General features: G+C 67.6%; 21 protein-coding genes. 13 read left to right on the top strand and 8 right to left on the bottom strand.

What is annotated here, in order from left to right; translation table 11 throughout:
- Positions 1 to 79: 79 nt before the first annotated feature.
- From LRH25_RS11545 to LRH25_RS11500, 10 genes are all read left to right on the top strand, one after another.
- On the top strand, positions 80 to 589 hold the full coding sequence (locus tag LRH25_RS11545; protein ID WP_141289139.1) for a DNA-deoxyinosine glycosylase: 510 nt from the start codon (positions 80 to 82) through the stop codon (positions 587 to 589).
- Positions 590 to 594: 5 nt separating this feature from the next.
- Positions 595 to 1,392 (top strand): spermine/spermidine synthase domain-containing protein, encoded by a 798-nt coding sequence (locus LRH25_RS11540; RefSeq protein WP_141289141.1) that lies wholly within the window; start codon positions 595 to 597, stop codon positions 1,390 to 1,392.
- Positions 1,393 to 1,417: 25 nt separating this feature from the next.
- Positions 1,418 to 3,214 (top strand): GspE/PulE family protein, encoded by a 1,797-nt coding sequence (locus LRH25_RS11535; RefSeq protein ID WP_141289143.1) that lies wholly within the window; start codon positions 1,418 to 1,420, stop codon positions 3,212 to 3,214.
- A gap of 284 nt (positions 3,215 to 3,498) precedes the next feature.
- A complete protein-coding gene (locus LRH25_RS11530; protein ID WP_141289145.1) occupies positions 3,499 to 3,969 on the top strand; it encodes a tripartite tricarboxylate transporter TctB family protein in 471 nt (156 codons plus the stop codon).
- 16 nt (positions 3,970 to 3,985) lie between these two features.
- A complete protein-coding gene (locus LRH25_RS11525) occupies positions 3,986 to 5,497 on the top strand; it encodes a tripartite tricarboxylate transporter permease (RefSeq protein ID WP_141289147.1) in 1,512 nt (503 codons plus the stop codon).
- A gap of 133 nt (positions 5,498 to 5,630) precedes the next feature.
- Positions 5,631 to 7,436, top strand: coding sequence for an MFS transporter (locus tag LRH25_RS11520; RefSeq protein WP_375142166.1), 1,806 nt, complete (start codon positions 5,631 to 5,633; stop codon positions 7,434 to 7,436).
- 135 nt (positions 7,437 to 7,571) lie between these two features.
- On the top strand, positions 7,572 to 9,188 hold the full coding sequence (locus tag LRH25_RS11515; RefSeq protein ID WP_231011184.1) for a gamma-glutamyltransferase family protein: 1,617 nt from the start codon (positions 7,572 to 7,574) through the stop codon (positions 9,186 to 9,188).
- Positions 9,189 to 9,195: 7 nt separating this feature from the next.
- Positions 9,196 to 10,041: a GNAT family N-acetyltransferase gene (locus LRH25_RS11510; protein WP_141285860.1), complete on the top strand. Its 846-nt coding sequence runs from the start codon at positions 9,196 to 9,198 to the stop codon at positions 10,039 to 10,041.
- On the top strand, positions 10,038 to 11,021 hold the full coding sequence (locus tag LRH25_RS11505; RefSeq protein WP_141285862.1) for a DMT family transporter: 984 nt from the start codon (positions 10,038 to 10,040) through the stop codon (positions 11,019 to 11,021). Before LRH25_RS11510 ends, LRH25_RS11505 begins: the two co-directional genes overlap by 4 nt.
- Positions 11,022 to 11,052: 31 nt before the next feature.
- Entirely contained in the window at positions 11,053 to 11,841 is a 789-nt protein-coding gene (locus LRH25_RS11500; protein WP_141285864.1) for an SDR family oxidoreductase, read from the top strand.
- A gap of 1 nt (position 11,842) precedes the next feature.
- Here the strand turns inward: LRH25_RS11500 and LRH25_RS11495 are convergent, their stop codons facing one another.
- Positions 11,843 to 12,910 carry a DUF3466 family protein gene (locus LRH25_RS11495; RefSeq protein ID WP_170200757.1) on the bottom strand — a complete coding sequence of 356 codons (1,068 nt, stop codon included), beginning with the start codon at positions 12,908 to 12,910 and terminating at the stop codon, positions 11,843 to 11,845.
- Between the two features lie 324 nt (positions 12,911 to 13,234).
- Between LRH25_RS11495 and LRH25_RS11490 the strand changes: the two genes are divergently transcribed.
- Entirely contained in the window at positions 13,235 to 13,528 is a 294-nt protein-coding gene (locus LRH25_RS11490) for an SDR family oxidoreductase (RefSeq protein WP_231011183.1), read from the top strand.
- Here the strand turns inward: LRH25_RS11490 and LRH25_RS11485 are convergent.
- Complete coding sequence (locus LRH25_RS11485; RefSeq protein ID WP_170200758.1) at positions 13,421 to 14,500, bottom strand: DUF3466 family protein; 1,080 nt, start codon at positions 14,498 to 14,500, stop codon at positions 13,421 to 13,423. The two genes, LRH25_RS11490 and LRH25_RS11485, sit on opposite strands and share 108 nt — an antisense overlap.
- A gap of 346 nt (positions 14,501 to 14,846) precedes the next feature.
- Between LRH25_RS11485 and LRH25_RS11480 the strand changes: the two genes are divergently transcribed.
- Positions 14,847 to 16,124, top strand: a complete 1,278-nt coding sequence (locus LRH25_RS11480) for a hypothetical protein (RefSeq protein ID WP_231011182.1) — start codon at positions 14,847 to 14,849, stop codon at positions 16,122 to 16,124.
- A 6-nt stretch (positions 16,125 to 16,130) separates the two neighbouring features.
- Here LRH25_RS11480 and LRH25_RS11475 read toward each other — a convergent pair whose 3' ends face one another.
- From LRH25_RS11475 to LRH25_RS11455, 5 genes are all read right to left on the bottom strand, one after another.
- Positions 16,131 to 16,352 (bottom strand): YbdD/YjiX family protein, encoded by a 222-nt coding sequence (locus tag LRH25_RS11475; RefSeq protein ID WP_141285869.1) that lies wholly within the window; start codon positions 16,350 to 16,352, stop codon positions 16,131 to 16,133.
- The gene (locus tag LRH25_RS11470; RefSeq protein WP_141285870.1) at positions 16,349 to 18,415 is read right to left on the bottom strand and encodes a carbon starvation CstA family protein; all 2,067 of its coding nucleotides are present in this window, start codon (positions 18,413 to 18,415) and stop codon (positions 16,349 to 16,351) included. The genes LRH25_RS11475 and LRH25_RS11470 overlap by 4 nt, the downstream gene beginning before the upstream one ends.
- Before the next feature lie 254 nt (positions 18,416 to 18,669).
- Complete coding sequence (locus LRH25_RS11465; protein ID WP_141285872.1) at positions 18,670 to 19,326, bottom strand: response regulator transcription factor; 657 nt, start codon at positions 19,324 to 19,326, stop codon at positions 18,670 to 18,672.
- Positions 19,323 to 20,720 (bottom strand): cache domain-containing protein, encoded by a 1,398-nt coding sequence (locus tag LRH25_RS11460; RefSeq protein WP_141285874.1) that lies wholly within the window; start codon positions 20,718 to 20,720, stop codon positions 19,323 to 19,325. Before LRH25_RS11460 ends, LRH25_RS11465 begins: the two co-directional genes overlap by 4 nt.
- 37 nt (positions 20,721 to 20,757) lie before the next feature.
- Positions 20,758 to 21,672, bottom strand: a complete 915-nt coding sequence (locus LRH25_RS11455; protein ID WP_231011181.1) for a DMT family transporter — start codon at positions 21,670 to 21,672, stop codon at positions 20,758 to 20,760.
- A gap of 97 nt (positions 21,673 to 21,769) precedes the next feature.
- On the opposite strand from LRH25_RS11455, the gene LRH25_RS11450 reads away from it, so the two are divergent.
- Positions 21,770 to 22,762, top strand: a complete 993-nt coding sequence (locus LRH25_RS11450; protein WP_141285878.1) for a quinone oxidoreductase family protein — start codon at positions 21,770 to 21,772, stop codon at positions 22,760 to 22,762.
- Between the two features lie 9 nt (positions 22,763 to 22,771).
- Here the strand turns inward: LRH25_RS11450 and LRH25_RS11445 are convergent, their stop codons facing one another.
- Positions 22,772 to 23,638 (bottom strand): hypothetical protein, encoded by an 867-nt coding sequence (locus LRH25_RS11445; RefSeq protein ID WP_141285880.1) that lies wholly within the window; start codon positions 23,636 to 23,638, stop codon positions 22,772 to 22,774.
- Positions 23,639 to 23,850: the final 212 nt, after the last annotated feature.

The following is a 23,850-nucleotide window of genomic DNA, read 5'->3' as shown; positions in this document are numbered from 1 at the left end:
GGCTTGCGCAGTGTCCGGCGTGGCTGCGGGGCGCACCATCCCCCGTCTGCAGGACAGCCCCGGGGCTTGCGCCATTCGCATGGACAATGCCGCGATGCTGGCTGGCTTTGCTCCCTTGACCGACACCCGCACCCGACTGCTGGTGCTGGGCAGTTTCCCCGGCGTGGCCTCGCTGGATGCGGCGCAGTACTACGCCCATCCGCGCAACCAGTTCTGGCCCATCGTCGGCCAACTGCTGGGGCTGGACCTGAAGGCCATGGCCTACGAAGACCGGCTGGCCGCCGTGCGCGAGCGCGGGCTGGGCATCTGGGACGTGTACGCCGCCTGCGAGCGCGAAGGCAGCCTGGACAGTGCGATCCAGCAAGCCGAGTTCAACGACTTCGCCAGCCTCATCCCCACGCTGCCGCTGCTGCGCGGCATTGCCCACAACGGCGGCGAATCGGCCCGCGCGCAGCGCTTCACCGCCAGCTTCGGCGTGCCGGTGTTCAAGCTGCCCTCCACCAGCCCGGCCAATGCCTCCTGGTCTTTCGAACGCAAGCTGGCCGCCTGGCGGCGGGTGTTTGCCGAATGCGGCCTGATCGAACCCTAGTCTTCATGCCTTCCAAGAAAACCAACACCGCTGCCGAGCCCGAGATGGTCGGCGCCACGATGTCCGAATATGACGGCGTGCGTTTCCTGCACCTGGACTCCATCTGGATCCAGGGCGCCATGCGCATTTCCAAGCCCAACCAGCTGGAGCTGGAGTACATCCAGCGCATGATGGCCTGGCTGCTGTGGCGGCCGGAAGAGGAGGTGACCGAGGGCCACAGCGTGCAGCTGGGCCTGGGCGCCGCAGCCATCACCCGCTTCACGCACAAGGTGCTGCGCATGAAGACGACTGCAGTGGAGATCAACCCGTCCGTCATCCAGGCCTGCCGTCTCTGGTTCCGCCTGCCGGACGACGACGCCAAGCTCAGCGTGGTGAACCAGAACGCCGCACGCTGGGTGCTGGACCCGGCCAACCGCCACACGGCGCAGGTGCTGAACGTGGACCTCTACGACCACGACGCCGCCGAGCCGGTGCTGGACGACGAGCCCTTCTATGCCGCCTGCCGCGACGTGCTGGACGAAGGCGGGCTGATGACCGTCAACCTGTTCGGCCGCCACGCCAGCTTCCAGCGCAGCGCCGCGCGCATTGCCCGCGTCTTCGGGCTGGACCAGGTCTGGAGCCTGCGGCCCACGCAGGAGGGCAACACGGTGGTCGTCGCGGCCCGGCATGTAAAGGTGCCGGACCGCGAGACCCTGACGGCGCGCGCCGCTAACATCGAAAGCCGCTTCGGCCTGCCGGCGCGCAAATGGCTGCGCATGGTGCGGCCACTCGACCCAGCCCTGCTGGCCGGGCCTGCCAGCTGATGATGTCCTTGCCTGCTAGCCATTGATGAACGCTCCGATCCGCGCCGCTGACCGTCCCGCCGCCGCCCCGCGCGGCCCGCTGGACATGCGCCACCTGCTCAAGTGGCTTCGCGACGATGGCGCGCTCAGCACAGAGGAGGCCGAGCGCCTGGTGCGGCGCTTCGGCCAGGCGGGCTCCAGCCTGCATCCGCTGCTGCGCCTGGGCGGTGCCGGCCTGGTGGACGCGCGCAACCAGCAGCAGCTGACCGTCGAGACGCTGACCGCCTGGCTGGGCCAGCGCTTCAACCTGCCGGTGCTGAAGATCGACCCGCTGCGTGTGGAAGCCAGCCGGGTGCAGGAGGTCATGTCCCAGGCCTATGCCGAGAGCCGGCGCGCGCTGCCGGTGGCAGTGGGGCCAACCGAGATCACCATCGCCACCTGCGAACCGTTTGCGGTCGACTGGGTGGCCGAGATCGAGGCCCACACCAAGCGCAAGATCCGCCTGGTGCTGACTTCGCCCGACGAAGTGGCACGCTTCACCGCCGAGTTCTACCAGCTCGCGCAAAGCGTGCGCGTGGCCCGCAAGAGCAGCGCCGACAGTGGCGCCTCGAACAACTTCGAGGCCCTGGTCGACCTGAAGTCCAAGGACACGCTGGACGCCAATGACCAGGGCGTGATCCAGATCGTCGACTGGCTGTGGCAATACGCCTTCGAGCAGCGCGCCAGCGACATCCACCTGGAGCCGCGGCGCGACACCGGCGCGGTGCGTTTTCGCATTGACGGCGTGCTGCACACGGTGCACCAGGTGCCGCAGACGGTGATGGCGGCGATGACCGCGCGCATCAAGCTGCTGGGCCGCATGGACGTGATCGAACGCCGCCGGCCGCAGGACGGCCGCATCAAGACCCGCCGTCCCGACGGGCAGGGCGAGGTCGAAATGCGGCTGTCCACGCTGCCCACCGCCTTTGGCGAGAAGGTGGTGATGCGGATCTTCGACCCGACCGCTGCCAACAAGCCCTTCGACGCGCTGGGTTTCTCGGCCGACGAGGCCAGCCGCTGGCGCGGCCTGATCGAGCGGCCGCACGGCATCATCCTGGTCACCGGCCCGACAGGCTCGGGCAAGACGACCACGCTGTACGCCACGCTGAAGAAGCTGGCGACCGACGAGGTCAACGTCTGCACGGTGGAAGACCCGATCGAGATGATCGAGCCCAGCTTCAACCAGACCCAGGTGCAGCCGTCAGTGGACCTGGGTTTTGCCGAAGGCCTGCGGGCGCTGATGCGGCAGGACCCGGACATCATCATGGTCGGCGAAATCCGCGACCTGGAAACCGCCGAGATGGCGATCCAGGCCGCGCTCACCGGCCACCTGGTCTTCTCGACGCTGCACACCAACGACGCGCCCTCGGCCATCACCCGCATGGTGGACCTGGGTGTGCCGCCGTACCTGATCTCGGCCACCGTGGTGGGCGTTTTGGCCCAGCGCCTGGCGCGCACGCTGTGCAAGGCCTGCGCCGTGCCGGACCCGCTGGTGACGCCCGAGATGCTGCAGGACCAGGCCAAGCCCTTCAAACTGGCCGGCCCGCTGCGCCCGCACAAGGCCGTGGGCTGCCAGGTCTGCCGCGGCACCGGCTACCGTGGCCGCTCGTCCTTGTACGAGCTGATGGTGATGGAACAGGCCCACCAGGAAGCCATTCACCCACGCCTGGAGCCGGCGCTGTTGCGCCAGCGTTCACTGGAAAAAGGCCTGCAGCCGCTGCGCCTGGCGGGCCTGAACAAGGTCGCACAAGGTGTGACCACGCTGGAAGAAGTGCTGCGTTCCACCCCGCGTTGGGAGGGTTGAGCCCCCTCAGCGAATCCGCTCGCCCTGAGCCTGTCGAAGGGCCGCACGCGACGACCTGACAAGGCTTCGACAAGCTCAGCCCGAACGGGAAAGGCGGCTCAGCCCGAACCTGGAAGGTGGCTCAGCCCGAACGGGGAAAGTGACTCGTCTGGCGCCCCCACACCGTTCGCCCTGAGCTTGTCGAAGGGTCCCGGTCTAGGCATTGGGCTTACGTGTATTCCACAGCGGCCTGTCATGGCTCGCTGCCTAGAATCTGTCGGGAACCTGTCATTGGAGGAGATCTCGTGAAGATAAAGAGTCAGAAGGACTTCTGGTCCGGCCTGATGTTCGTGGCGGTGGGCATTGCCTTCGCCTGGGGCGCCACTGAATACAGCTTCGGCAGTTCGGCCCGCCCGGGTCCGGGTTACTTCCCGTTTGGCCTCGGCATCCTGATGGCTGTGCTGGGTGGCGTGGTGCTGTTCAAGGCGCTGACCATCGAGTCGGCCGACGGCGATCCGGTCGGCAGCTTTGCCTGGCGGCCGCTGCTCGTCATCCTGGCCGCAGTGTTTGTCTTCGGCCTGACGCTGGAGCGCCTGGGCATGTTCATCTCGCTGCCGCTGCTGGTGATCATCTCCAGCCTGGCCAGTGAAGAGTTCAGCTGGCGTGCCGCCATCCTGAACGCCGTGGTGCTGACCGCAATGTCCTGGGCCGTTTTCGTGCTCGGCCTCAAGTTGATCATTCCGCTGTGGCCGACCGTGTTCGGCCTGGGCGGCTGAAAGGGCAGTTGCAGTCATGGACCTGATTTCAAACCTCGGCATCGGCTTTCACACGGCCTTCACGCTGACGAACCTGGCCTACGCGTTTTTCGGCGCGATCCTGGGCACGCTGATTGGCGTGCTGCCCGGCCTGGGCCCGGTCGCGACCATCGCGATGCTGTTGCCGTCCATCTATTCGCTGGACGCCACCCCCGCGCTGATCATGCTGGCCGGCATCTACTACGGCGCGCAGTACGGTGGTTCGACCACTGCCATCCTGATCAACGTGCCGGGTGAATCCAGCTCGGTGGTCACAGCCATCGACGGCTACCAGATGGCCCGCAAGGGCCGCGCCGGTGCGGCGCTGGCCGCGGCCGGCCTGGGCTCGTTCTTCGCGGGTTGCGTGGGCACCATCATCATCGCGGCCTTCGCGCCGCCCTTGACCGAACTGGCCTTCAAGTTCGGCCCGGCCGAGTACTTCTCGCTGATGGTGCTGGGCCTGATCGGTGCGGTGGTGCTGGCCTCGGGCTCGCTGGTCAAGGCGATCTGCATGATCCTCTTGGGCCTGCTGCTCGGCCAGATCAACACCGACGTGATCTCCGGCACGCCGCGCTACAGCTTCGACATTGCCGAGCTGACCGACGGCATCAACTTCGTGACCATCGCGATGGGTGTGTTCGGCTTCGGTGAAATCATCGCCAACCTCGGCCAGCCGGCCGAGCACCGCGAAGTCTTCACCAAGGACGTGAAGGGCCTGTGGCCGACCAAGCAGGACTTCATGGACGCCTGGCCCGCCGTGCTGCGCGGCACCGCGCTGGGTTCCATCCTCGGCGTGCTGCCGGGTGGCGGTGCCTTGCTGGCCTCGTTCGCGGCCTACACGCTGGAGAAGAAGACCCGCGGCCGCAAGGGCGAAGTGCCGTTCGGCCAGGGCAACATCCGCGGCGTGGCGGGTCCCGAGTCGGCCAACAACGCCGGCGCGCAAACCAGCTTCATCCCGATGCTGACGCTGGGTATCCCGCCCAACGCGGTGATGGCGCTGATGGTGGGTGCGATGACCATCAAGGGCATCCAGCCCGGCCCGCAGGTCATGACCAGCAACCCGGAGCTGTTCTGGGGCCTGATCGCCTCGATGTGGATCGGCAACCTGATGCTGGTGATCCTGAACCTGCCGCTGATCGGCATGTGGATCAAGCTGCTGACCGTGCCTTACCGCCTGCTGTTCCCGGCCATCCTGACCTTCTGCTGCATTGGCCTGTACACGCTGAACAACAACACCTTCGACGTCTACATGGCGGTCGGGTTCGGCTTCGTCGGCTACCTGTTCTACAAGCTGGGCTGCGAGCCTGCGCCGCTGCTGCTGGGTTTCATCCTCGGACCGATGATGGAAGAGAACCTGCGCCGTGCGTTGCTGCTGTCGCGTGGTGACTGGGCCACCTTCATGACGCGTCCGCTGTCGGCCGGCCTGCTGATCGCCGCGGCCTTGATGATCGTGGTCGTGATGCTGCCGTCCATCAAGAACAAGCGCGAAGAAGCCTTCCAGGAAGACTGATGACAGCACGCCTACCGCTTCGCTGCGGTGTGGCGGGTCCGTGATGACCCGTACCTCTGATGGCCCCGCCAAGCCCTACGCTCGGCGGGGCTTTTTTGTTCAGGCGGTCCTTCCGCGATGATTGCGTGTGCCCATGCGTGAAGTTCCACCGCCAGATGACAGCGACCCCCAGGCCAGGCTGCCGCTGGGGACCGAGACGGAGGTACCGGGCCCGGTAGAAGCCGCCGTGGAGGCTGCGGCCATCGCGCCGGAAGTGCCGGCGTCCCCGGTGCCTGCCGAACTCGGAGCCGAACTGGAGGCCGAGGCCGCCGCCGGCGCGCCAGGCCCCGTGCTGCCGCAGGAAGCCACGCCGCCGGTGCCGATGCGCAGCTCGGCGCTGGCGCCGCTGGAGGTGCCGGTCTTCCGCATGCTGTGGCTGGCCTGGCTGACGGCCAACATCACCATGTGGATGAACGACGTGGCGGCCGGCTGGCTGATGACCACGCTGAGCACCAGCACCACGATGGTGGCGCTGGTGCAGGCCGCGTCCACGCTGCCGGTCTTCCTGCTGGGCCTGCCCAGCGGTGCGCTGGCCGACCTGCTCGACCGCCGCCGCTACTTCGCCGCCACGCAGCTGTGGGTCGGGCTGAATGCCGCAGTGCTGGCGGTCGTGGCGCTGGCGGACGGCATGAACGCCGGCCTGCTGCTGCTGCTGACCTTCACCAACGGCATTGGCCTGGCGCTGCGCTGGCCGGTATTCGCGGCCATCGTGCCGGAGGTCGTGCCGCCGCATCACCTGGCCGGCGCACTGGCGCTCAATGGCGTGGCGATGAACCTGTCGCGCATCATCGGCCCCATCCTGGCCGGCGTGCTGCTGGCTTCGTTTGGCAGTGCCTGGGTGTTCGTCACCAACACGCTGCTGTCGCTGCTGGCCTTTGTCATCATCCTGCGCTGGCAGTCGCAGCAGAAGCGCCAGAGCGCGCTGCCGGGCGAACGTTTTGTCGGCGCGATGCGCGTGGGCGCGCAGCACGTCTGGCAGTCGCCGCGGCTGCGTGGCGTGCTCACCCGCATCTTCCTGTTCTTCCTGCATTCGGCCGCGCTCTTGTCGATGCTGCCGCTGGTGGCGCGGCTGCTGGGCGGCGGCGCGCACCTGTTCACCGCGCTGCTGGCCTGCCAGGGCGCGGGCGCCATCACCGCGGTGATGCTGTTCCCGCGCTGGCGCGCCCGCTTCGATGCCTCGCGCTTCATCACCTGGGGCCCGGCTGCGCATGCCGGGGCCACCCTGCTGGTGGTGGTGGCGCCGCATCCAGCCGTGGCGATGTTGGCCATGTTCGTGGCCGGCATGGCCTGGATCTCGACCGCCAACACGCTGACGGTGGCCGCCCAGATGGCGCTGCCCGACTGGGTGCGCGCCCGCGGCATGGCGATCTACCAGATGGCGCTGATGGGCGGCACTGCGGCCGGCTCGGCGCTGTGGGGCCAGGTGGCCGAGCACCTGGGCGTGCGCTGGAGCCTGACCGCCTCGGCGCTGTTCGGCTTGGCGGTGCTGGCGGTGGTGCGCAAGCGCGAGCTGCCCAGCGCCGCTGAGGACCACAGCCGCGCAAAGCCATTCAGCGCACCGAACCCGGCCATTGACATCGATCCCGACGAAGGTCCGGTGATGGTCACCGTCGAGTACCTGATCGACCCGGCGCGGGCGGCCGAATTCGCGCGGGTGATGCAGGACACCAAGCGCGCACGGCTGAGGCAGGGCGCGCTGTCCTGGGGCCTGTTCCGTGACAGCGAGCGGGTGGGCCGCTACGTCGAATATTTTGTTGACGAGAACTGGGTTGAACACCTGCGCCGTCAGGAGCGATTCACTGCCGCGGACGCGGGCCTGCGCGCGCAGCGCCTGCAGTTCCACCTCGGCGCGCACGACCCGGTTGTCAGTCGCTACCTGGCCGAGCAAGCCACCTTGTAGTGCTGGCCGAGCAGGCCACCTTGTCAGGCGCGAGCCTGCGAAGCCAGGCTTGTGCAGTCGAGAAGCCCGCCGCGCCCGTTGATTCGCCGAGGCTGCGAAGATCCACCCCTTGACCGGCCACCCGCCGCCATTGCCATGTTCGACTACGCCAATCCTTACCCCAGCGCCCGCCTGCCGGTGTTCGCGCGCAACGTCGTCGCCACGTCTCATCCGCTGGCTGCGCAGGCAGGGCTGAAGCTGCTGGCGCAGGGCGGCAACGCTGTGGACGCGGCCATTGCCGCCGCCGCCGCGATGACGGTGCTGGAGCCCTGCAGCAACGGCCTGGGCTCGGACGCCTTCTGCATCCTCTGGGACGGCCAGCAACTGCACGGCCTGAACGCCTCGGGCCGCGCGCCGGCCGCATGGTCGCCCGGCTACTTCCGGCAGAAATATGGCGACGGCCGAGCCACGCCACCGGTGCGCGGCTGGGATGCCGTGACCGTGCCCGGCGCGGTGGCTGCCTGGGTCGCACTCAGTGAGCGTTTCGGCCGCCTGCCGCTGGCGCAAGTGCTGGCGCCGGCCGCCGAGATCGCCGAGCGCGGCTACGCGGTGCCTGTCGTCGTGCAACAGAAATGGGCCGCTGCCGCCGCGCTGCCCGAACTCACCCGCCAGCCCGGGTTTACGGATGTGTTCCTGCCCAGGGGCCGGGCGCCAGCGGTGGGCGAACGTTGGGCCATGCCTGGCGCGGCCCGCACGCTGCGCGCCATTGGCGAAAGCCGCGGCCGGGCGTTCTACGAAGGCGAGATCGCCGAGGCGCTGGCCGCCGCCGCAAAGGCGCAAGGCGGCGCGATGACGGTGGCCGACCTGGCCGGCCACCAGCCCGAGTGGGTCGATCCCATCGGCATGGATTACCTGGGCCACCGGCTGCACGAAATTCCGCCGAACGGGCAGGGCATTGCCGCGCTGATCGCGCTGGGCATCCTGAAGCAGTGGGACCACGCATCGCTGCCCATCGACTGCGCCGAGGCCCAGCACCTGCAGATCGAAGCGATGAAGCTGGCCTTCGCGGATGTGTACCGCTTCGTTGCAGAGCCCGGCGCAATGGCCGTCACGGCGGAACAGCTGCTGGAGCCGGCCTACCTCGCCGAGCGCGCGAAGCTGATCGACCCTGCGAAGGCCCAGGACTTCGGCGCTGGCAATCCCGTCAAGGGCGGCACCATCTACCTGACCGCCGCCGATGAAGAAGGCCGCATGGTCAGCTTCATCCAGAGCAACTACATGGGTTTCGGCTCCGGCGTTGTGCTGCCCGAGTGGGGCATCAGCCTGCAGAACCGCGGCCATGGTTTTTCGCTGGACCCGGCGAGCGCGAATGTCGTTGCGCCGGCCAAGCGCCCGTTCCATACCATCATCCCGGCCTTCCTGACGAAGGACGGCCAGCCGGTGATGAGCTTTGGCGTGATGGGCGCGAACATGCAGCCACAGGGGCACCTGCAGACCCTCGTGCGCATGCTGGCGCATGGCCAGAACCCGCAGGCCGCCTGCGACGCGCCGCGCTGGCGCTACAACCAAGGCCTGTCGCTGAACGTCGAGGCCCACATTGCGCCTGCCGTGCTCGCGGGGCTGCGCGCGCGTGGCCACCAGATCGAGCAGATCAACGACAGCTACCAGGACTTCGGCGCCGGCCAGTTCATCTGGCGTCTTGGCGACCCCGCGGTGGACGGCTTTGTCGCCGCAAGCGATCCCCGCCGCGACGGCGCCGCCGTCGGCTTCTGACCCCCGCATGAAATTTCAAGACCTGCGTGCCGCTTGGCGCACCGACTTCATCCTGCACCGCTTCGACGCCGAGTTGATCGAACGCGACGACTGCCTGGTCGTTCGCACCCCCGCCAACCCCAACTTCTACTGGGGCAACTTCCTCGCGCTGCCGCATACGCCGGCTGATGGCGACCTGGCGCATTGGCTGGGCCGTTTCGACGACGAAGTGGCCGCCGGCCGGCCCGAAGTGCGGCATGTGGCCTTTGCCTTCAACAGCGACGCGCCGCCGCCCGACGCGCTGCCGAGCTGGCGCGCCGCAGGCTTCGAGCGCTACGACAGCGAGGTGCTGGCGCTTCACCGCGGTGAACTGCAGCGGCCTCCTGCGCCGCGCGGCGAAGTCCTCGTCCGGCCTGTCGATTGGGCCCAGGATTTGCCCGCGCTGGTGGCGCTGCAATGCACCGACACCGACGGCCACGCGCCAGCCGGTTACCGCCGTTTCCGCGAGCGCCAGATGGCGCGCTATGCGGCAATGCAGCGCAGCGGCATTGCCGAGTGGTTCGGCGTCTGGTGCGATGGCGTTTTGGCGGCCGACTGCGGCCTGCTGCGGGACAGTGAAGTGGGCCGCTTCCAGCACGTCGAGACGCACCCGGACTGGCGCCGCCGCGGCCTGTGCCGCTCGCTGGTCGCCGCGGTCTGCGAATGGGGGTTCGCGAACTGGGACCTGCAGCGCCTGCTGATGAAGGCCGATCCAGACGATGTGGCGATTGGCATCTACCGCTCGGTCGGCTTCCAGGGCTTCGACCGCGACTGGGCGCTGCAGCGGCGCGCACCGGACGACGGTGGCCTCGCAGTCCTGGAGACCGAAGCATGAGCGGCGCCGCCTCGTCCTCCTCGGCCAGCCTCGCCCAGCCGCACCCGCTGCGCACCGGCCTGCCGCTGGCTTTTGCCGGCGCCATCGCGTTTTCCGGCAAGGCCATCATCGTCAAGCTGGCCTACCGGCACGGCGTGGACGCGGTCACGCTGATCATGCTGCGCATGCTGTTCGCGCTGCCGTTTTTCCTGCTGCTTTCGTGGTGGGCCGGGCGCGGCAAACCCGCGCTGGGTCTGCGCGACTGGCTGGCCATCCTCGGCCTGGGCTTTTCCGGCTACTACCTGGCCAGCCTGCTGGACTTCATGGGCCTGGCCTACATCAGCGCCAGCCTGGAGCGGCTGATCCTCTACCTCGGCCCGACCATCGTGCTGGTGATGTCGGTGTTGCTGGGCCGGCAGCGCTTCACGCCGCGCGCGGTGCTGGCCATGCTGGTCAGCTACGCCGGCACGCTGCTGGTCTTCGGCAGCGAGATGAGCCTGCAAGGCACGCACACCGTGCTGGGCGGCCTGCTGGTGTTTGGCAGCGCGATCAGCTATGCGTGCTACCTGGTTGCCAGCGGTGAAGTCGTCAAGCGGGTCGGCTCACTGCGCCTCACGGGTCTGGCCTCCACGGTGGCCTGCGGCCTGTGCATCGCGCATTTCCTGGTGACCCGGCCGATCAGCGGGCTGGCCGAAGTGCAGCCTGCGGTGCTGTGGTTGTCGGTGCTGAACGCGACCGCCTGCACCGTCGCGCCTGTCCTGATGACGATGATGGCCATCGAACGCCTGGGCCCCACGCTGACCGCGCAAGCCGGCATGATCGGCCCGATGAGCACCATCTTCATGGGCATTGCCCTGCTGGGCGAAAGCTTCACGCCGGTGCTGCTGCTGGGCACGGCGCTGGTGCTCAGCGGCGTCTGGATCGTCACCCGTTCGCGCACACCGGCTGCGGCCACCGTCGCGCCGCCGGGCGCGCCGGCCGAGCCAACCGTCGAGCGCTGAATCTCAACTCTTCAATGGAGCACAACACATCATGGATCTGGGGCTGAACGGCAAATGGGCGCTGGTTTGCGCCGCCAGCAAGGGGCTGGGCAAGGGTTGCGCGCAGGCGCTGGCGGCCGAAGGCGTCAACGTGGTCATCACCGCCCGCGGTGCCGAGGCGCTGGCCGCCACCGTGGCCGAATTGCGCGCATCGAACCCGTCCGTGCAGGTGCGTGGCGTGGTGGGGGACATCACCACCGCCGAAGGCCGCGCCAACGCGCTGGCCGCCTGCCCGCAGGTCGACATCCTGGTCAACAACGCAGGCGGCCCACCGCCCGGCGATTTCCGCGACTGGGACCGCGACGTGTGGATCGCCGCGCTGGACGCGAACATGCTCACGCCCATCGAGCTGATCAAGGCCGTGGTGGACGGCATGGCCGAACGCGGCTTCGGCCGCGTCGTGAACATCACCTCTGGCGCCGTCAAGGCCCCCATCGCCACGCTGGGCCTGTCCAATGGCGCCCGCAGCGGCCTGACCGGCTTCGTCGCCGGCCTGGCCCGCCAGCCGCAGCTGGCTGCGCGCAACGTGACGATCAACAACCTGCTGCCCGGCGCCTTCGACACCGAGCGCCTGCAGAAAACGATGGCCGGCGCCGCCGCCACCAGCGGCCGCCCGGTCGAATCCATGCGCGACCAACGCCGCCTCGCCATCCCGGCCCAGCGCTTCGGCACCGCCGAAGAGTTCGGCGCCGCCTGTGCCTTTCTGTGCAGCGTGCAGGCGGGCTACATCACGGGGCAGAACGTGCTGCAGGATGGTGGGTCGTTTGGGGGGGCGATGTGACTTACTGAGGGGTCAGCAGATAGAGCTTCTTGTCGCTGCCCTTGGCGACAATTTGGCCCTTCTTGTTGATGACCCTGGCGTAGTTGAGCATTGCCCCCTCGGGCAGACCGCTTGCCACGGTGTTGAGGTCCACAAAGTCGCTGCAGTCGCCGGAGCAGACGAAGGCCGCCGTGGTGCCCCGGTCGTCTCGCGTGTACTGGCCAACAATCTGGCCATGACTGTTCACGTCATAAGCGATCGATGAGTACGGCCCCGGGGTGCCCAGATCACGCATGACCTTGCTGTGCATGTCATAGACAAATGCACGGTTGTAGCCACTACCAGCAGTCTTCGAGTAGCCCACGATCAGTCCCTTGTCGCTGATCGCTCGCGCCCAACTGCCGCCGCCGCCCAGGGTGCCTAGGGCGACAAAGTGGTAGCTCGGCGGTTTGGCGTAAAACGCACGCACATTCATCGAATCTGCAGGCGACAAGCCATAACCGGCGATGACACCCTTGCCGTTGATTGCCATTGGCATCGTGAAGCTGCCGCCCATCCCGCCAATGTCGATCAAGCGGTTGTCGGTCAAGCTGGATATGAAGACATGGCTGTCGCCCGACGCCACCGTGGAGACGCCAACAATTTGTCCTGCGTCATTGATCCCCGCCGCGTAGGCGTAGTCACCACCGAGCGTACCGAGATCTGTCAGCGCGGAATCGCCCGGCCGGCGCAATACAGCGTGGTAAATCAGGTCACCCAGCAATGTGGCTTCTCCCACAACAACACCGTTGTTGTTGATGCCCCACCCATAGCTGTCCGTCCCGCCTAGCAGGCCAAGGTCGGTGCCCTTCTTTCCATTTGCTTCCGTGCTGAAGCCGACAGAGAAGAGTTCGTCCTCCGTATAGCAACCACCCGAGAGTTGACCCGCGTCGTTGATACCGGCGGCATCGCAACCGTGGCCGATGTCGTGGGGCAGTTTCAATTGCTTGGCAACGTAGGTCACCGCATAAGCGGGCAGGGCGCACAAAACGGTGATGGCCGCGAGCACTGCGGCTGTCTTGAGAAGGGGGAAAGGCGCGTGAAGGTGCATGACAAATCCTCTGGGAAATTCACTTCGTAACATCGGCTCGGCAGGGGCGGACCGCTGGCATGGTATCGATTCGGCCACTTCGCAGGGATCCACAATCGCGTGGAGAATTCGGCGCCGCGGGCGTACTGCAACATGCCGTGCCGGGCGACCGCACCACGGTGAAAGCTGCGGGCGCGATACGCTGGCGACTGGACCGGCTCGCCAGCCGCAACTGGCCGCCCGCAGCGTGACCATCAACAACCTGCTGCCTGGCGCCTTCGACACCGCGCCTGCAGAAAGAACACGGCCGGCGCGGCGGCCACCAGCGGCCGCCCGGTCGAATCCATGCGCGACCAATGCCTCCTCGCCATCCCCGCCCAGCGTTTTGGCACTGCGGAAGAATTCGGCGCCGTCTGCGCCTTCCTGTGCAGCGTGCAGGCGGGCTACGTCACTGCGCAGATCGTGCTGCAGGATGGTGGGTCGTTTGGGTGTGAACTCCAATGCGCGGCTCAAGCTCGCTGCACAGCGGGGTTACTGCTGCGGCGTCAACAGGTAGGCGTAGCCGTCACTGCCGTGCGCGACGATGCGGCCTTTCTTGTTGATGATCCTGGCGGAGGTCAACAGGACGCCCTCCGGTAGCCCGCCGGTCACCGTATTCAAGTCAACGAAGTCGCTGCAGTCGCCGGAACACATGAAAGGCGCGTAGGTCACCCCGTCTGCGAGGAGGTAGCTGCCGACCACTTGGCCATGATTGTTCACCCCGTAGGCACGCGTATTCAGGCCGGCAGGCGTGCCGAGGTCTTTCATCACGCCACCTTGATTGATGTCGGCGATGAAAGCGCGGCGGAAGCTGCTGGAGTCGATCTTGGAGTATCCGACCACCAGCCCGTTGTCGCTGATGGCTGTCGCAAGGCTGATCGCACCGCCCAGTGTCCCGAGGTCAATGAACTTGTATTTCGGCGGCTTGGCGTAGAACGCGTGCGTGTAGTTCGGACTTGCGGCTGTGTAGCCATAGCCTGCGATGACGCCTTTGCCGTTGATGCCAACTGGGGTACTGGAAGTTACGTCATTCACGGCGCCGAGATTCACCAATCGCGTGTCAGCCAAACTGGCGACGAAGATCTGTCCCTGGGCATCGTCGGCGGTGTACGAGTAGCCCACGATTTGACCGTTGTCATTGATGCCAGCCGCGTAGGCGTAGCTTCCTCCCAGCGTGCCGAGGTCGGTCAAACCGGCGTCGCCAGGCTTGCGCAACACGGCGTGGTAGATCACATCGCCCGGCAGCGTAGCTTCGCCGACCACAACGCCGTTGTTGTTGATGTCATAGCCATAGCTGTCGATCCCGCCGAGCAGCCCGAAGTCCGTCGGCTTCTTGCCTTTGGCTTCGGTCACGGAACCGACGGAGAACAGCTCATCTGCTGTGAAGCAGCCTCCGGAAAGCTGTCCGGCATCGTTGATGCCAGCAACGTTGCATCCGGCGCCAATGTCATGGGTCAACTTCACCCGCTGTGCCGTGTAGGTCGCAGCTTGGGCAGGCAAGGCGAAAGACATGGCCATGGCACAGATGGCCGCAGCCGCGGTAAGGCGGCGCAGGGGCGCGTGAACACGCATGGAAATTCCCTCCAGAAAGTTCGCTTCTTGATTGATGTGTCGCGGCAGCGGGCTGCCTGGCAGCATGCTAACGAAAGGGGTGCTGGCGATGCCATCCCCAATCGGTAGGTCCACGGGCCCGGCAGGCAGCGCGCTTGCGCGAAACCGGCGCTTCCTTGCGGAACGTGCGGGCACCTTCGCGGGAAAACCCCGAATCAAACGCCGTGCTTATGCGTTGTGCGCTGCAACAGCTTGCCGTATGGTTGATTTGTTCATGCCACAGGCCGCCTCGACCGGCCACAGCAAGGAGCGAGCAGGCCCTCACCCGTGACCACAGCGCGGGGCTTGCGGGGCACTCGGCGCGCACATGCAAGCACACGTTGGGTCCGAGCTGTACCGCCTCCCTGAAAACTCACCGGCCCGCCTGGCCTGTGACTGGCTGATGGGCCAGATCGGAGACGCGGCGCAGGCCTTGAGGCTGCTGCGTCCGCCAGACGCTGGTGTGGCCGCGCCGGCAGGCGACACGCTGGAACTGCTGGTCTTCGACCATGGCACGAATGCGCGGCAACAGCGCTGTTGGCCCCCTGGCATGGCCGATGGCAAACGGCTGCCTTCGCTGGACCTGACCCGATTGCCTGCGGCCTGGCTGGCCGAGCCTGGCCGCCTGGCTTGCGCCGACTTGCTGACTCACCGCATGGCGCAGGCCGTTTTGCTGGACGCGCCCCCGGTGCAAGCCCTGCTGGCTCGCCAGCTGGCAGCTTCGCTGGAATACGCCCATGCGCCTGCCGCGCGCGCCGCGCGCTGTGCCAGCTTCGCCGAGGGGGCACGCTTCGCGGTGGTGCAGGCTGGCGCAAGCCAGGCCTTTCCAGGCCTTGCCCGGCTGTGGTTCCAGAAAGCCCATGCGGCCGCGCTCGCGCTGCTGCTGGACGGCTGCGGTCGCTGGTGCCCGGCCGTGGACACGCAGGCACCGGCCTGCTGGCCAGAGGCCGAGGCACTGCTGGGCATGGCGTTGGCCGAAGACTGGACCAGCGCATTGGGTCTGGATGGCGACCCCGCGCGGCTGGCCACGCCGCTGCGCCGCATGCAGATGCTGCTGCTGCGGGACTGCCTGCGGATGACCCCGGACGATGCACGCTGGCCGGCCAGCGTGTCCACCAGCATTCGCTGGGCCTATGCGTACTGGCATGACCCGCGGGAACTGGAAACCAGGCTTGTCGCGGCACAGTTGTTGGCCAACGCAGGGCAGCCCGCGCAGGCCGTTTTCCAGTTGCGCGAAGTGGGGTTTGCGCTGGCGCGGGTGGCGATGCTGCGTCAACGGGCGCGCGAGCGCTGGTCGCAGCCCTTGCAGTTCGACCAACCGGAATGCGACGTTGCGCAGGACCTGTTCAAGCACCACCCGGACATGCTGGACGAGTTGCAGCAGGTGCTGGATGGACCCTCGGCCTTGTCCGGCGGGTCGCTGGCGCCGATGCTGAACCTGTTGGCTCGACAGCGCGAGGCCACCCAAGCCGTGCTGACGAGCCACGACCCGGCGTTGGCCGCTGGCTTGGCGGCCGCGCCGGACTGGGCCCTGGATGCACCGCTGCCCGACCCGCCGATGCCCAGTCCTGCCAGCGCCTTCGTGGGCATCGGGCTGGGTGCGTGACGAACCTCAGCAGCAGCGGCCGACCCGGCTGCTGTAACGCGCTTCAAGCCGTTCGCGGAAAAACTGCTCGTAGCTCATCGCCGGCTGGTCCGGGTGGGTGGCTTCCATGTGGCTGAGGTAGGCGTCGTAATCCGGCAGGCCCACCATCAGCCGGAAGGACTGGGCCAGGTAGCGTCCTGCACGGCTCAAGTCCTGACCCAGGCGCTCTACCTTGGCGGCCGTGGTCATGCCTTCGCCCCCAAAGCCAGCGGCTGGAACGGCACTTCGCTGGTCGTCGGCCGGCTGGCGGCGCGCGCGGCCAGCGAGGCCTTCACGCTGTAGACCAGCACGCTGAGCACCACGAACATGAACAGGCCGCAGAGCACGGCGTCCAGCCGGTCGTTGAAGACGATGCGGGCCATGGCTTCGGGGGTCTTCGCGGGGGCCAGCAAGTGGCCCTGGGCCAGTGCTTCAGAGAACTTCGCGGCGTGGGCCAGGAAGCCCACCTTCGCGTCGGCCGAGAAGATCTTCAGCCAGCCGGCCGTCAGCGTGCAGGCCAGCAGCCAGGCGGCCGGCACGATGGTGGTCCAGGCGTAGCGGTCCTTCTTCATCTTGAACAGCACCACCGTGCCCAGCAGCAAGGCGACGGCGGCCAGCATCTGGTTGGAGATGCCGAACAGCGGCCACAGCGTGTTGATGCCGCCCAGCGGATCGACCACGCCCTGGTGCAGGAAATAGCCCCAGGCGGCCACGCACAGGCCGGTGGCAATCAGGTTGGCCGGCAGCGATTCGGTGCGCTTCAAGGCCGGCACGAAGGTGCCCAGCAGGTCCTGCAGCATGAAGCGGCCGGCGCGGGTGCCAGCGTCCACGGCGGTGAGGATGAACAGCGCCTCGAACAGGATCGCGAAGTGGTACCAGAAGGCCATCATGGCCTTGCCGCCGATGACCTGGTGCAGGATGTGCGCCATGCCCACGGCCAGCGTGGGTGCGCCACCGGCACGCGCCAGGATGGTGTTCTCGCCCACGTCCTTGGCGGTCTGGATCAGCACGTCCGGCGTGATGACAAAGCCCCAGGTCGACAGCGTGGCCGCCACCGCTTCGGGCGTGCTGCCCACCAGCGCAGCCGGGCTGTTCATCGCGAAGTACACGCCCGGCTGGATGACGGATGCCGCCACCAGCGCCATCACCGCGACAAAGCTCTCGGCCAGCATGCCGCCGTAGCCGATGAAGCGCGCGTGCGTCTCGTTTTCCAGCATCTTCGGCGTGGTGCCGGAGGCGATCAGCGCATGGAAGCCGGAGACCGCCCCGCAGGCGATGGTGATGAACAGGAAGGGGAACAGGCTGCCCGCCCACACCGGGCCGTTGCCCTGCGCGAACTGGGTGAACTTCGGCATCTGCAGGTCCGGCGCCACGATCAGGATGCCGATGGCCAGCGCGACGATGGTGCCGATCTTCAGGAAGGTGGACAGGTAGTCCCGCGGCGCCAGCAGCAGCCACACCGGCAGCACCGAGGCGACGAAGCCGTAGCCGATCAGCATCCAGGTCAGGGCCTTGCCGTCGAAGGTGAACAGCGGCGCCAGGGCAGGGCTCTCATGCACCCACTGGCCGCCGAGGATGGCCAGCATCAGCAGCACGAAGCCGATCAGCGAAACCTCGCCGATGCGGCCCGGCCGGATCCAGCGCAGGTACACGCCCATGAACAGCGCCACCGGGATGGTGGCCGCCACCGTGAAGGTGCCCCAGGGCGAATTCGCCAGCGCCTTCACCACGATGAGTGCCAGCACCGCCAGGATGATGATCATGATCATGAAGGCGCCGAACAGCGCGATCACGCCGGGCACCGGCCCCATCTCCTGCTTGATCAGGTCGCCCAGCGAGCGGCCGTCGCGGCGGGTGGAGATGAACAGCACGACGAAGTCCTGCACCGCACCGGCGAAGACCACGCCGGCCAGGATCCACAGCAGGCCCGGCAGGTAGCCCATCTGTGCGGCCAGCACCGGGCCGACCAGCGGGCCGGCGCCGGCAATCGCGGCGAAGTGGTGGCCGTAGAGCACGTAGCGGTTGGTCGGCACGTAGTCCAGCCCGTCGTTGTGGCGCCAGGCGGGCGTCTGCCGTTTCTCATCCAGCCCGAGCACGCGGTAGGCCAGGAACAGGCTGTAGTAGCGGTAGGCGATCAGGTAGACGCTGACCGCGGCGACCACGATCCACAAGGCGCTGACGGCCTCGCCGCGCCCGAGCGCGACCGTGGCCAATGCAAATGCGCCGAGCACGGCAACGGCAAGCCACGGCAGGTGGCGGCGGATGTTCAACACGGATGTCTCCTCGAAGCTCGCGGCGCGGTGTCCGGTGACACGAAACGGCCGACGTTGATGTGGGCTTCGAGTGTGGCAATCGACCGGCGCAGATTCATCGGCGCCACTGCGCAGGCCATGCGCGCAGGACCACGTAGGTGACAACCCTGATTAGGCTCGCCGATACCAGGTGGGAGCACCCGCAAAGCGATCCAACGGCACGCCTTCAATCAATCAGGCGCCAACTGATGGAAGCGCCAACTGTCATGTGATCGTCAACCCTCCGGCAAGCGCTTCCCATGCTCCACCGCATACTTGATCAGCTCCGCCTGGCCTTCGATGCCCAGCTTGCGCTTGATGCTTTGCCGGTGGGTTTCGACGGTGCGCACACTCAGGTTCAGCGCTGAGGCGATGTGTTTGCTGGACTCGCCTCGGCCCAGGGCGGAGAGGATTTCGCTTTCGCGCGGGGTGAGCAGCGGACGAGGGGCCTGGTTGCGGAACAGGCCTTTGGAGACGGCGGGGCTGAGGAAGGTGCCGCCGGCGGAGACGGCTTCGATGGCGGCGACGATCTCGGTTGCCGGCGCGTCCTTCAGCACGTAGCCACGGGCGCCGGCCTGCAGGGCGCGCTGCACGTACTCGGGGTTGTCGTACATGCTCAGCATCAGCACTTTGAGCTGCGACTCGCGCTGCAACAGCAGCGTGGTCAGCTCGATGCCGTTCATGTCCTTCATGCCCACGTCCATCAGTACCAGGTGAGGCCGCAAGCGGGTCATCTGTTCCAGCGCTTCGAGCGCGCTGCCGGCTTCTCCCAACTCGGTGATGCGGGCAATGCGCGAGAGCCGGGCGCGCAGGCCTTCGCGGACCAGCGGATGGTCGTCCACCAGCAGCACGCGCAGCGGCGAGGCGGGTTCGGGCGAGAGCTGGTCGTTCATGTGCGTGCCGTTTCGGTGGGGCGCAGCCGCGCGAGCGCGCGCTGCGGCACGTGGGCCTGCACCTGCGTGCCGCCCTCGGGTTGCGAGTGGACCTCGAACTGGCCGCCGATCGTGTCCAGCCGCTCGCGCATGTTGCGCAGGCCGATGCCGCGCGTGGGCGCCTGCATGACCTGCTCGACCTCGAAGCCGCGGCCGTCGTCGGCAATCTCCAGGCTCACGCTGCCATCGGCCGCAAAGCCAAGCGTGACCTGCACCGCATGGGCGTGACCATGCTTGGCCACGTTGGTCAGCGCCTCCTGGGCCATGCGGAACAGCGCGGTGTTGACCTCCTCAGGCAGCTCCACGGCCTCACCATCGACCGCCACGTCCACCGCCGGCAGGCCGTGGCCCTCGAACTCGCGCGCCAGGTGGGCCAGCGCCGCAGGCAGGCCCAGCGTGTCCAGCAGCGCAGGGCGCAGCCGGTGCGAGATGCGGCGCACTTCGGTGAGCGTCTCGTTGAGGCAGCTCAAGGCCTTGGGCAGCGTGGCCGGCAGCGGGCGCTGGCTGCCGTCGTGGGCCATGTCGTCCAGCGCCGATTCGATCATCAGCTTGGTCGACACCAGCGACTGGCTGGTGCCGTCGTGCAGCTCGCGGGCGAGGTAGGCGCGCTCGTCCTCCTGGGACTGTACGACCTGCCGGGCCAGCAGCCGCAGCTTGGTCTCGGCGTCCTTGTACTGGCTGAGGTTCAGCATCAGCCCGGTGGCGCTGATCAGGCCAACACCCAGCACCGCCATGCCGGCAATCCACAGCAGCGTGCTGCGCACATTGGCGCTGACCTGGCGGTCCAGCTGCGCCAGCGTGGCCTGGATGTCGTCCAGGTACAGCCCCGTGCCCAGCATCCAGTTCCAGCGCTGCAGGGCGACCACGTAGCCGAGCTTGGGCGCCATCTGGCCGGTGGAGGGCTTGCGCCACTGGTAGTCCACGAAGCCACCGCCTTGCCGGGCCTGGCCGACCAGCTGCTGGATCGTGGGCCGACCCTGGGCGTCCCGCAGTTCCCACAGGTTCTGGCCAACCAGCTCGGGCTGTCGCGAGTGCATCAGCGAGCGGCCCTGCAGGTCGTAGACGAAGAAGTAGCCGTCGCGCCCGTAGTTCAGCGAGCCCAGCAGGCGAATGGCCTCGGCGCGCGTGGCCTCGTCGTCGCGCCCGCTGTCGTAGAGCGGCTGCAGCGTGCTGACGGCCAGTTCCACGTAGTGCTGCAACTCGGCCTTGCGCGCGGTCATGTACTCCTGCTCGACCAGCGCCCGCTCGCGCTGGGCCAGGCCGCTGTCCTGGTGCAGCACGGTGGCAGCGATCAGCGCCAGCGTCACCAGCAGCGGCAGCGCGGCGAGCAGCAGGAACTTGTGCTTGAGTTGCATGCGCGAATTGTCGCGCTGCGCGTGGGCCTGCCGGTTTTCAGCGCCGGGACGAGATGAGGATGCCGACGACGATCAGCGCAAACGCCGCGCCGTGGAACCACTGCGGCCACTCGCCCAGCATTGCCGCCGACAGCAGCGCGGCGAAGACCGGCGTGAGGTTGACGAAAAACGCGGCGATGGCCGGGCCGACGGTGGACACGCCCAGGCCCCAGCAGCGGTAGGCGATCAAGGACGGGCCGACGGCCACGTACAGCAGGATCACCGGCACCCAGGGCGTCCAGTGCCAGCGGGCGTCGGCCACCAGGGTTTCGACGCCGGTGGCGGCGCCGCTCCACAGCAGGCCAAACGCAATCTGCACCAGCAGGAAGCCGGCCCAGTCCCAGTCCGGCCGCTGCTCGCCCTGCATGCTGGCTGGCGGCCGGGCCAGCAGCCAGGAATAAAAGCCCCAGCTGATGATGGCCAGCAGCATCAGCAGGTCGCCTGACACGAAGCGCAGCGCCAGCAGCCGCTCGGGTTCGCCGCGGCAGATGACCAGCGCCACGCCCAGCAGCGACAGCAGCGCGCCCACCACGTCCTGCCGCCGCGGCGCAATGCGGTAGACCAGCGCGCCGATGGCCAGCATCCAGACGGGAGAGCTGGCGGTGATCAGCGTGGCATTCAGCGGCGTGGAGCTGTGCAGCGCCAGGTACTGCAGCGCGTTGTAGCTGCCCATGCCGAGCAGGCCCAGCAGCGACAGGTAGCGCCAGCGGGCGCGGATGGTGGCGAGGTCGCGGAAAGCCGCCTTGCCCAGCGGCCACAGCAGCGCAAAGGCCAGCAGCCAGCGCGCCAGGTTCAGCGCCACCGGCGGCACCGCGCCCACCGCCAGCCGGCCGACGACCGCGTTGCCGGCCCACAGCAGCGGCGGCAGCGTGAGCAACAGAGCCAGGCGAAGGGTCAGTGGCTGGTTGGGCATCGGACAACACAAAAGGCTGGCACGATAACCGACTACCTCTCTTGCAGCTGGCCTGCACCGCATTCCCCCAAAGATTCCCCCAAGGAGACTCCGACCCATGAGCTTGAGCAGCCGCACCATCGTGATCGACGCCTTTGGCGGCCCCGAACAACTTCGCCTCGTCGACCGCCCGGTTGGCGAACCCGGCCCCGGCGAGCTGCGCATCCGCCACCACGCGGTGGGCCTGAACTACATCGACGTCTACCAGCGCACCGGCCTCTACGCCAACCCGCTGCCGCTGTCGCTGGGCATGGAGGGTGCGGGCGTGGTCGAGGCGGTGGGCGAGGGCGTCACGCACCTGGCCGTGGGCGACCGCGCGGCCTATGCCAGCCAGCCGCCCGGCGCCTACTGCGAGCGCCGCGTGCTGCCGGCCAAGTGCGTGGTCAAGCTGCCGGACGCGATCAGCTTCGACGAAGGCGCAGCCATGATGCTCAAGGGCCTGACCGCGCAATACCTGCTGCGCGGCACGCTGCCGCAGGGCGGCCTGCAGGCGGGCGACTTCATCCTGTTCCATGCCGCGGCCGGTGGCGTGGGCCTGATCGCCTGCCAATGGGCCAAGGCGCTGGGCTACCAGCTGATCGGCACGGCAGGCAGCGACGAGAAATGCGCGCTGGCTCGCGAACTGGGCGCCGCTCACACCATCAACTACCGCACGGAAGACTTCGTCGCCAGGGTCAAGGAAATCACCGGCGGCAAGGGCGTGAAGGTGGTCTACGACTCGGTCGGTGCCGACACCTTCATGAAGTCGCTGGATTGCCTGCAGCCCTTCGGCCTGCTGGCCAACTTCGGCAACGCCTCAGGCAAGGTGCCGCCGCTGGACATCGGCCTGCTGGCCGCCAAGGGCTCGCTGTACGTGAGCCGCCCCACGCTGTTCACCCACATCGCCACCCGCGAGCGCACCCAGGCCATGGCAGACGACCTGTTCGGCATGGTCACCAGCGGTCAGGTGAAGATCCGCATCGACCAGCGCTACCCGCTGGCCGATGTGGCGCAGGCGCATCGCGACCTGGAAGCCCGCAAGACCACGGGTTGCAGCATCCTGCTGCCTTGAAGCGCCGGCTCAGGCCTGCGGCCTTTCCGGCCCGCAGCGCCTGAGCATCAACACGCCAATCGCCGCCGGCATCATCCATGGCACCGCCGGGATGCCGGCGACAAAGCCGGGCACGGTGTACCAGTGCGACATCGCCGCTTGCATGCTGGGGTAGGCCAGGCCCCGGGCGATCAGGAAGAACAGCCCGAGGCCGCTGAGCAGCAGGAAGGCCCATGTGGCGCCGCGGCCCAGCCAGCCCGCCTTCGACAGCGAGCGAGCGAAGGCCGCGGTCGCCAGGTAGGTCAAGACGCCAGCGAAGAACAGTGCGGTGATGGACAGCGCGTCCAGCGGCGTCAGTTCACGCAGGTGGCCCGAGACAGACGCTGTCCAGGACCAGCCCAGTTGCTCGGCCACATAGTCGTTGCGCTGGATGACGCAGAAGAGGAAATACAGCGGCGTGGCGAGCACCGCGCAGGCCAGGCCCAGCGTTGAATACAGCCGCTCACCGCCCGGCACAAGCGCCTCCCGCAGCACGATCAGCCCAGCGCCGACCAGGATCGAATTGATGGCCAGCAGCAAGAAGCGCAAGTCGTTTTCCGACGGCGGCTGTTCATGCGGCGGGCCGATGCCCAGCAGCAATGCAAACAGCACAAACGGTGCGATCAGCAGACAGCCGGCCACTGCCGGCAACTGGCCAACGGGTTCGGCGCTGCGCAGCCCGCGCGCACCGCCGAACCATGCCAACACGCAATTGAAGATCAACAAGCCGCCAACGAGGACTGGCCGAATGGAGGGCGCGTAGTCCGCGGTGTTGCCAAACAGCGCGAAGTTGGCCACCAGGCTGACCGCTAGCAACGCGCTGATGGCCGGATGGACGGAAGAGTGGCGTGCCTGCATTTTCAAGCTCCTGGTGAATCGCAGTGACGAACGACCGGGCCCGCGCCGCTGGGACGCGCGCACGGACCTTCTTGCTGTACGGAATCCGCCGGGCATTCAAGACATCCCGTGCCGGGCTGCCCGGCCATGGCCGGTGGATTCGTTGCGGACCCGCATCGACCGAATCGTGCGCTCACTGCCCTGCGCCAGGCTCAATCGTCTCCACATTGGGG

The sequence above is a fragment of the Ideonella azotifigens genome (genome assembly GCF_021043325.1).
Lineage (GTDB): Bacteria > Pseudomonadota > Gammaproteobacteria > Burkholderiales > Burkholderiaceae_C > Ideonella > Ideonella azotifigens.
The sequence above is the reverse complement of the archived record's forward strand: the minus strand, read 5'-3'. Positions and strand labels throughout refer to the sequence as shown.

What these genes read in the sequence shown, in the direction of transcription:
- LRH25_RS11545 (WP_141289139.1), top strand. Translation starts at nt 80, where the DNA reads ATGGACAATGCCGCGATGCTGGCTGGCTTTGCTCCCTTGACCGACACC.
- LRH25_RS11540 (WP_141289141.1), top strand. Translation starts at nt 595, where the DNA reads ATGCCTTCCAAGAAAACCAACACCGCTGCCGAGCCCGAGATGGTCGGC.
- LRH25_RS11535 (WP_141289143.1), top strand. Translation starts at nt 1,418, where the DNA reads ATGAACGCTCCGATCCGCGCCGCTGACCGTCCCGCCGCCGCCCCGCGC.
- LRH25_RS11525 (WP_141289147.1), top strand. Translation starts at nt 3,986, where the DNA reads ATGGACCTGATTTCAAACCTCGGCATCGGCTTTCACACGGCCTTCACG.
- LRH25_RS11520 (WP_375142166.1), top strand. Translation starts at nt 5,631, where the DNA reads ATGCGTGAAGTTCCACCGCCAGATGACAGCGACCCCCAGGCCAGGCTG.
- LRH25_RS11515 (WP_231011184.1), top strand. Translation starts at nt 7,572, where the DNA reads ATGTTCGACTACGCCAATCCTTACCCCAGCGCCCGCCTGCCGGTGTTC.
- LRH25_RS11510 (WP_141285860.1), top strand. Translation starts at nt 9,196, where the DNA reads ATGAAATTTCAAGACCTGCGTGCCGCTTGGCGCACCGACTTCATCCTG.
- LRH25_RS11505 (WP_141285862.1), top strand. Translation starts at nt 10,038, where the DNA reads ATGAGCGGCGCCGCCTCGTCCTCCTCGGCCAGCCTCGCCCAGCCGCAC.
- LRH25_RS11500 (WP_141285864.1), top strand. Translation starts at nt 11,053, where the DNA reads ATGGATCTGGGGCTGAACGGCAAATGGGCGCTGGTTTGCGCCGCCAGC.
- LRH25_RS11495 (WP_170200757.1), bottom strand. Translation starts at nt 12,910, where the DNA reads ATGCACCTTCACGCGCCTTTCCCCCTTCTCAAGACAGCCGCAGTGCTC.
- LRH25_RS11490 (WP_231011183.1), top strand. Translation starts at nt 13,235, where the DNA reads ATGCGCGACCAATGCCTCCTCGCCATCCCCGCCCAGCGTTTTGGCACT.
- LRH25_RS11485 (WP_170200758.1), bottom strand. Translation starts at nt 14,500, where the DNA reads ATGCGTGTTCACGCGCCCCTGCGCCGCCTTACCGCGGCTGCGGCCATC.
- LRH25_RS11480 (WP_231011182.1), top strand. Translation starts at nt 14,847, where the DNA reads ATGCAAGCACACGTTGGGTCCGAGCTGTACCGCCTCCCTGAAAACTCA.
- LRH25_RS11475 (WP_141285869.1), bottom strand. Translation starts at nt 16,352, where the DNA reads ATGACCACGGCCGCCAAGGTAGAGCGCCTGGGTCAGGACTTGAGCCGT.
- LRH25_RS11465 (WP_141285872.1), bottom strand. Translation starts at nt 19,326, where the DNA reads ATGAACGACCAGCTCTCGCCCGAACCCGCCTCGCCGCTGCGCGTGCTG.
- LRH25_RS11460 (WP_141285874.1), bottom strand. Translation starts at nt 20,720, where the DNA reads ATGCAACTCAAGCACAAGTTCCTGCTGCTCGCCGCGCTGCCGCTGCTG.
- LRH25_RS11455 (WP_231011181.1), bottom strand. Translation starts at nt 21,672, where the DNA reads ATGCCCAACCAGCCACTGACCCTTCGCCTGGCTCTGTTGCTCACGCTG.
- LRH25_RS11450 (WP_141285878.1), top strand. Translation starts at nt 21,770, where the DNA reads ATGAGCTTGAGCAGCCGCACCATCGTGATCGACGCCTTTGGCGGCCCC.
- LRH25_RS11445 (WP_141285880.1), bottom strand. Translation starts at nt 23,638, where the DNA reads ATGCAGGCACGCCACTCTTCCGTCCATCCGGCCATCAGCGCGTTGCTA.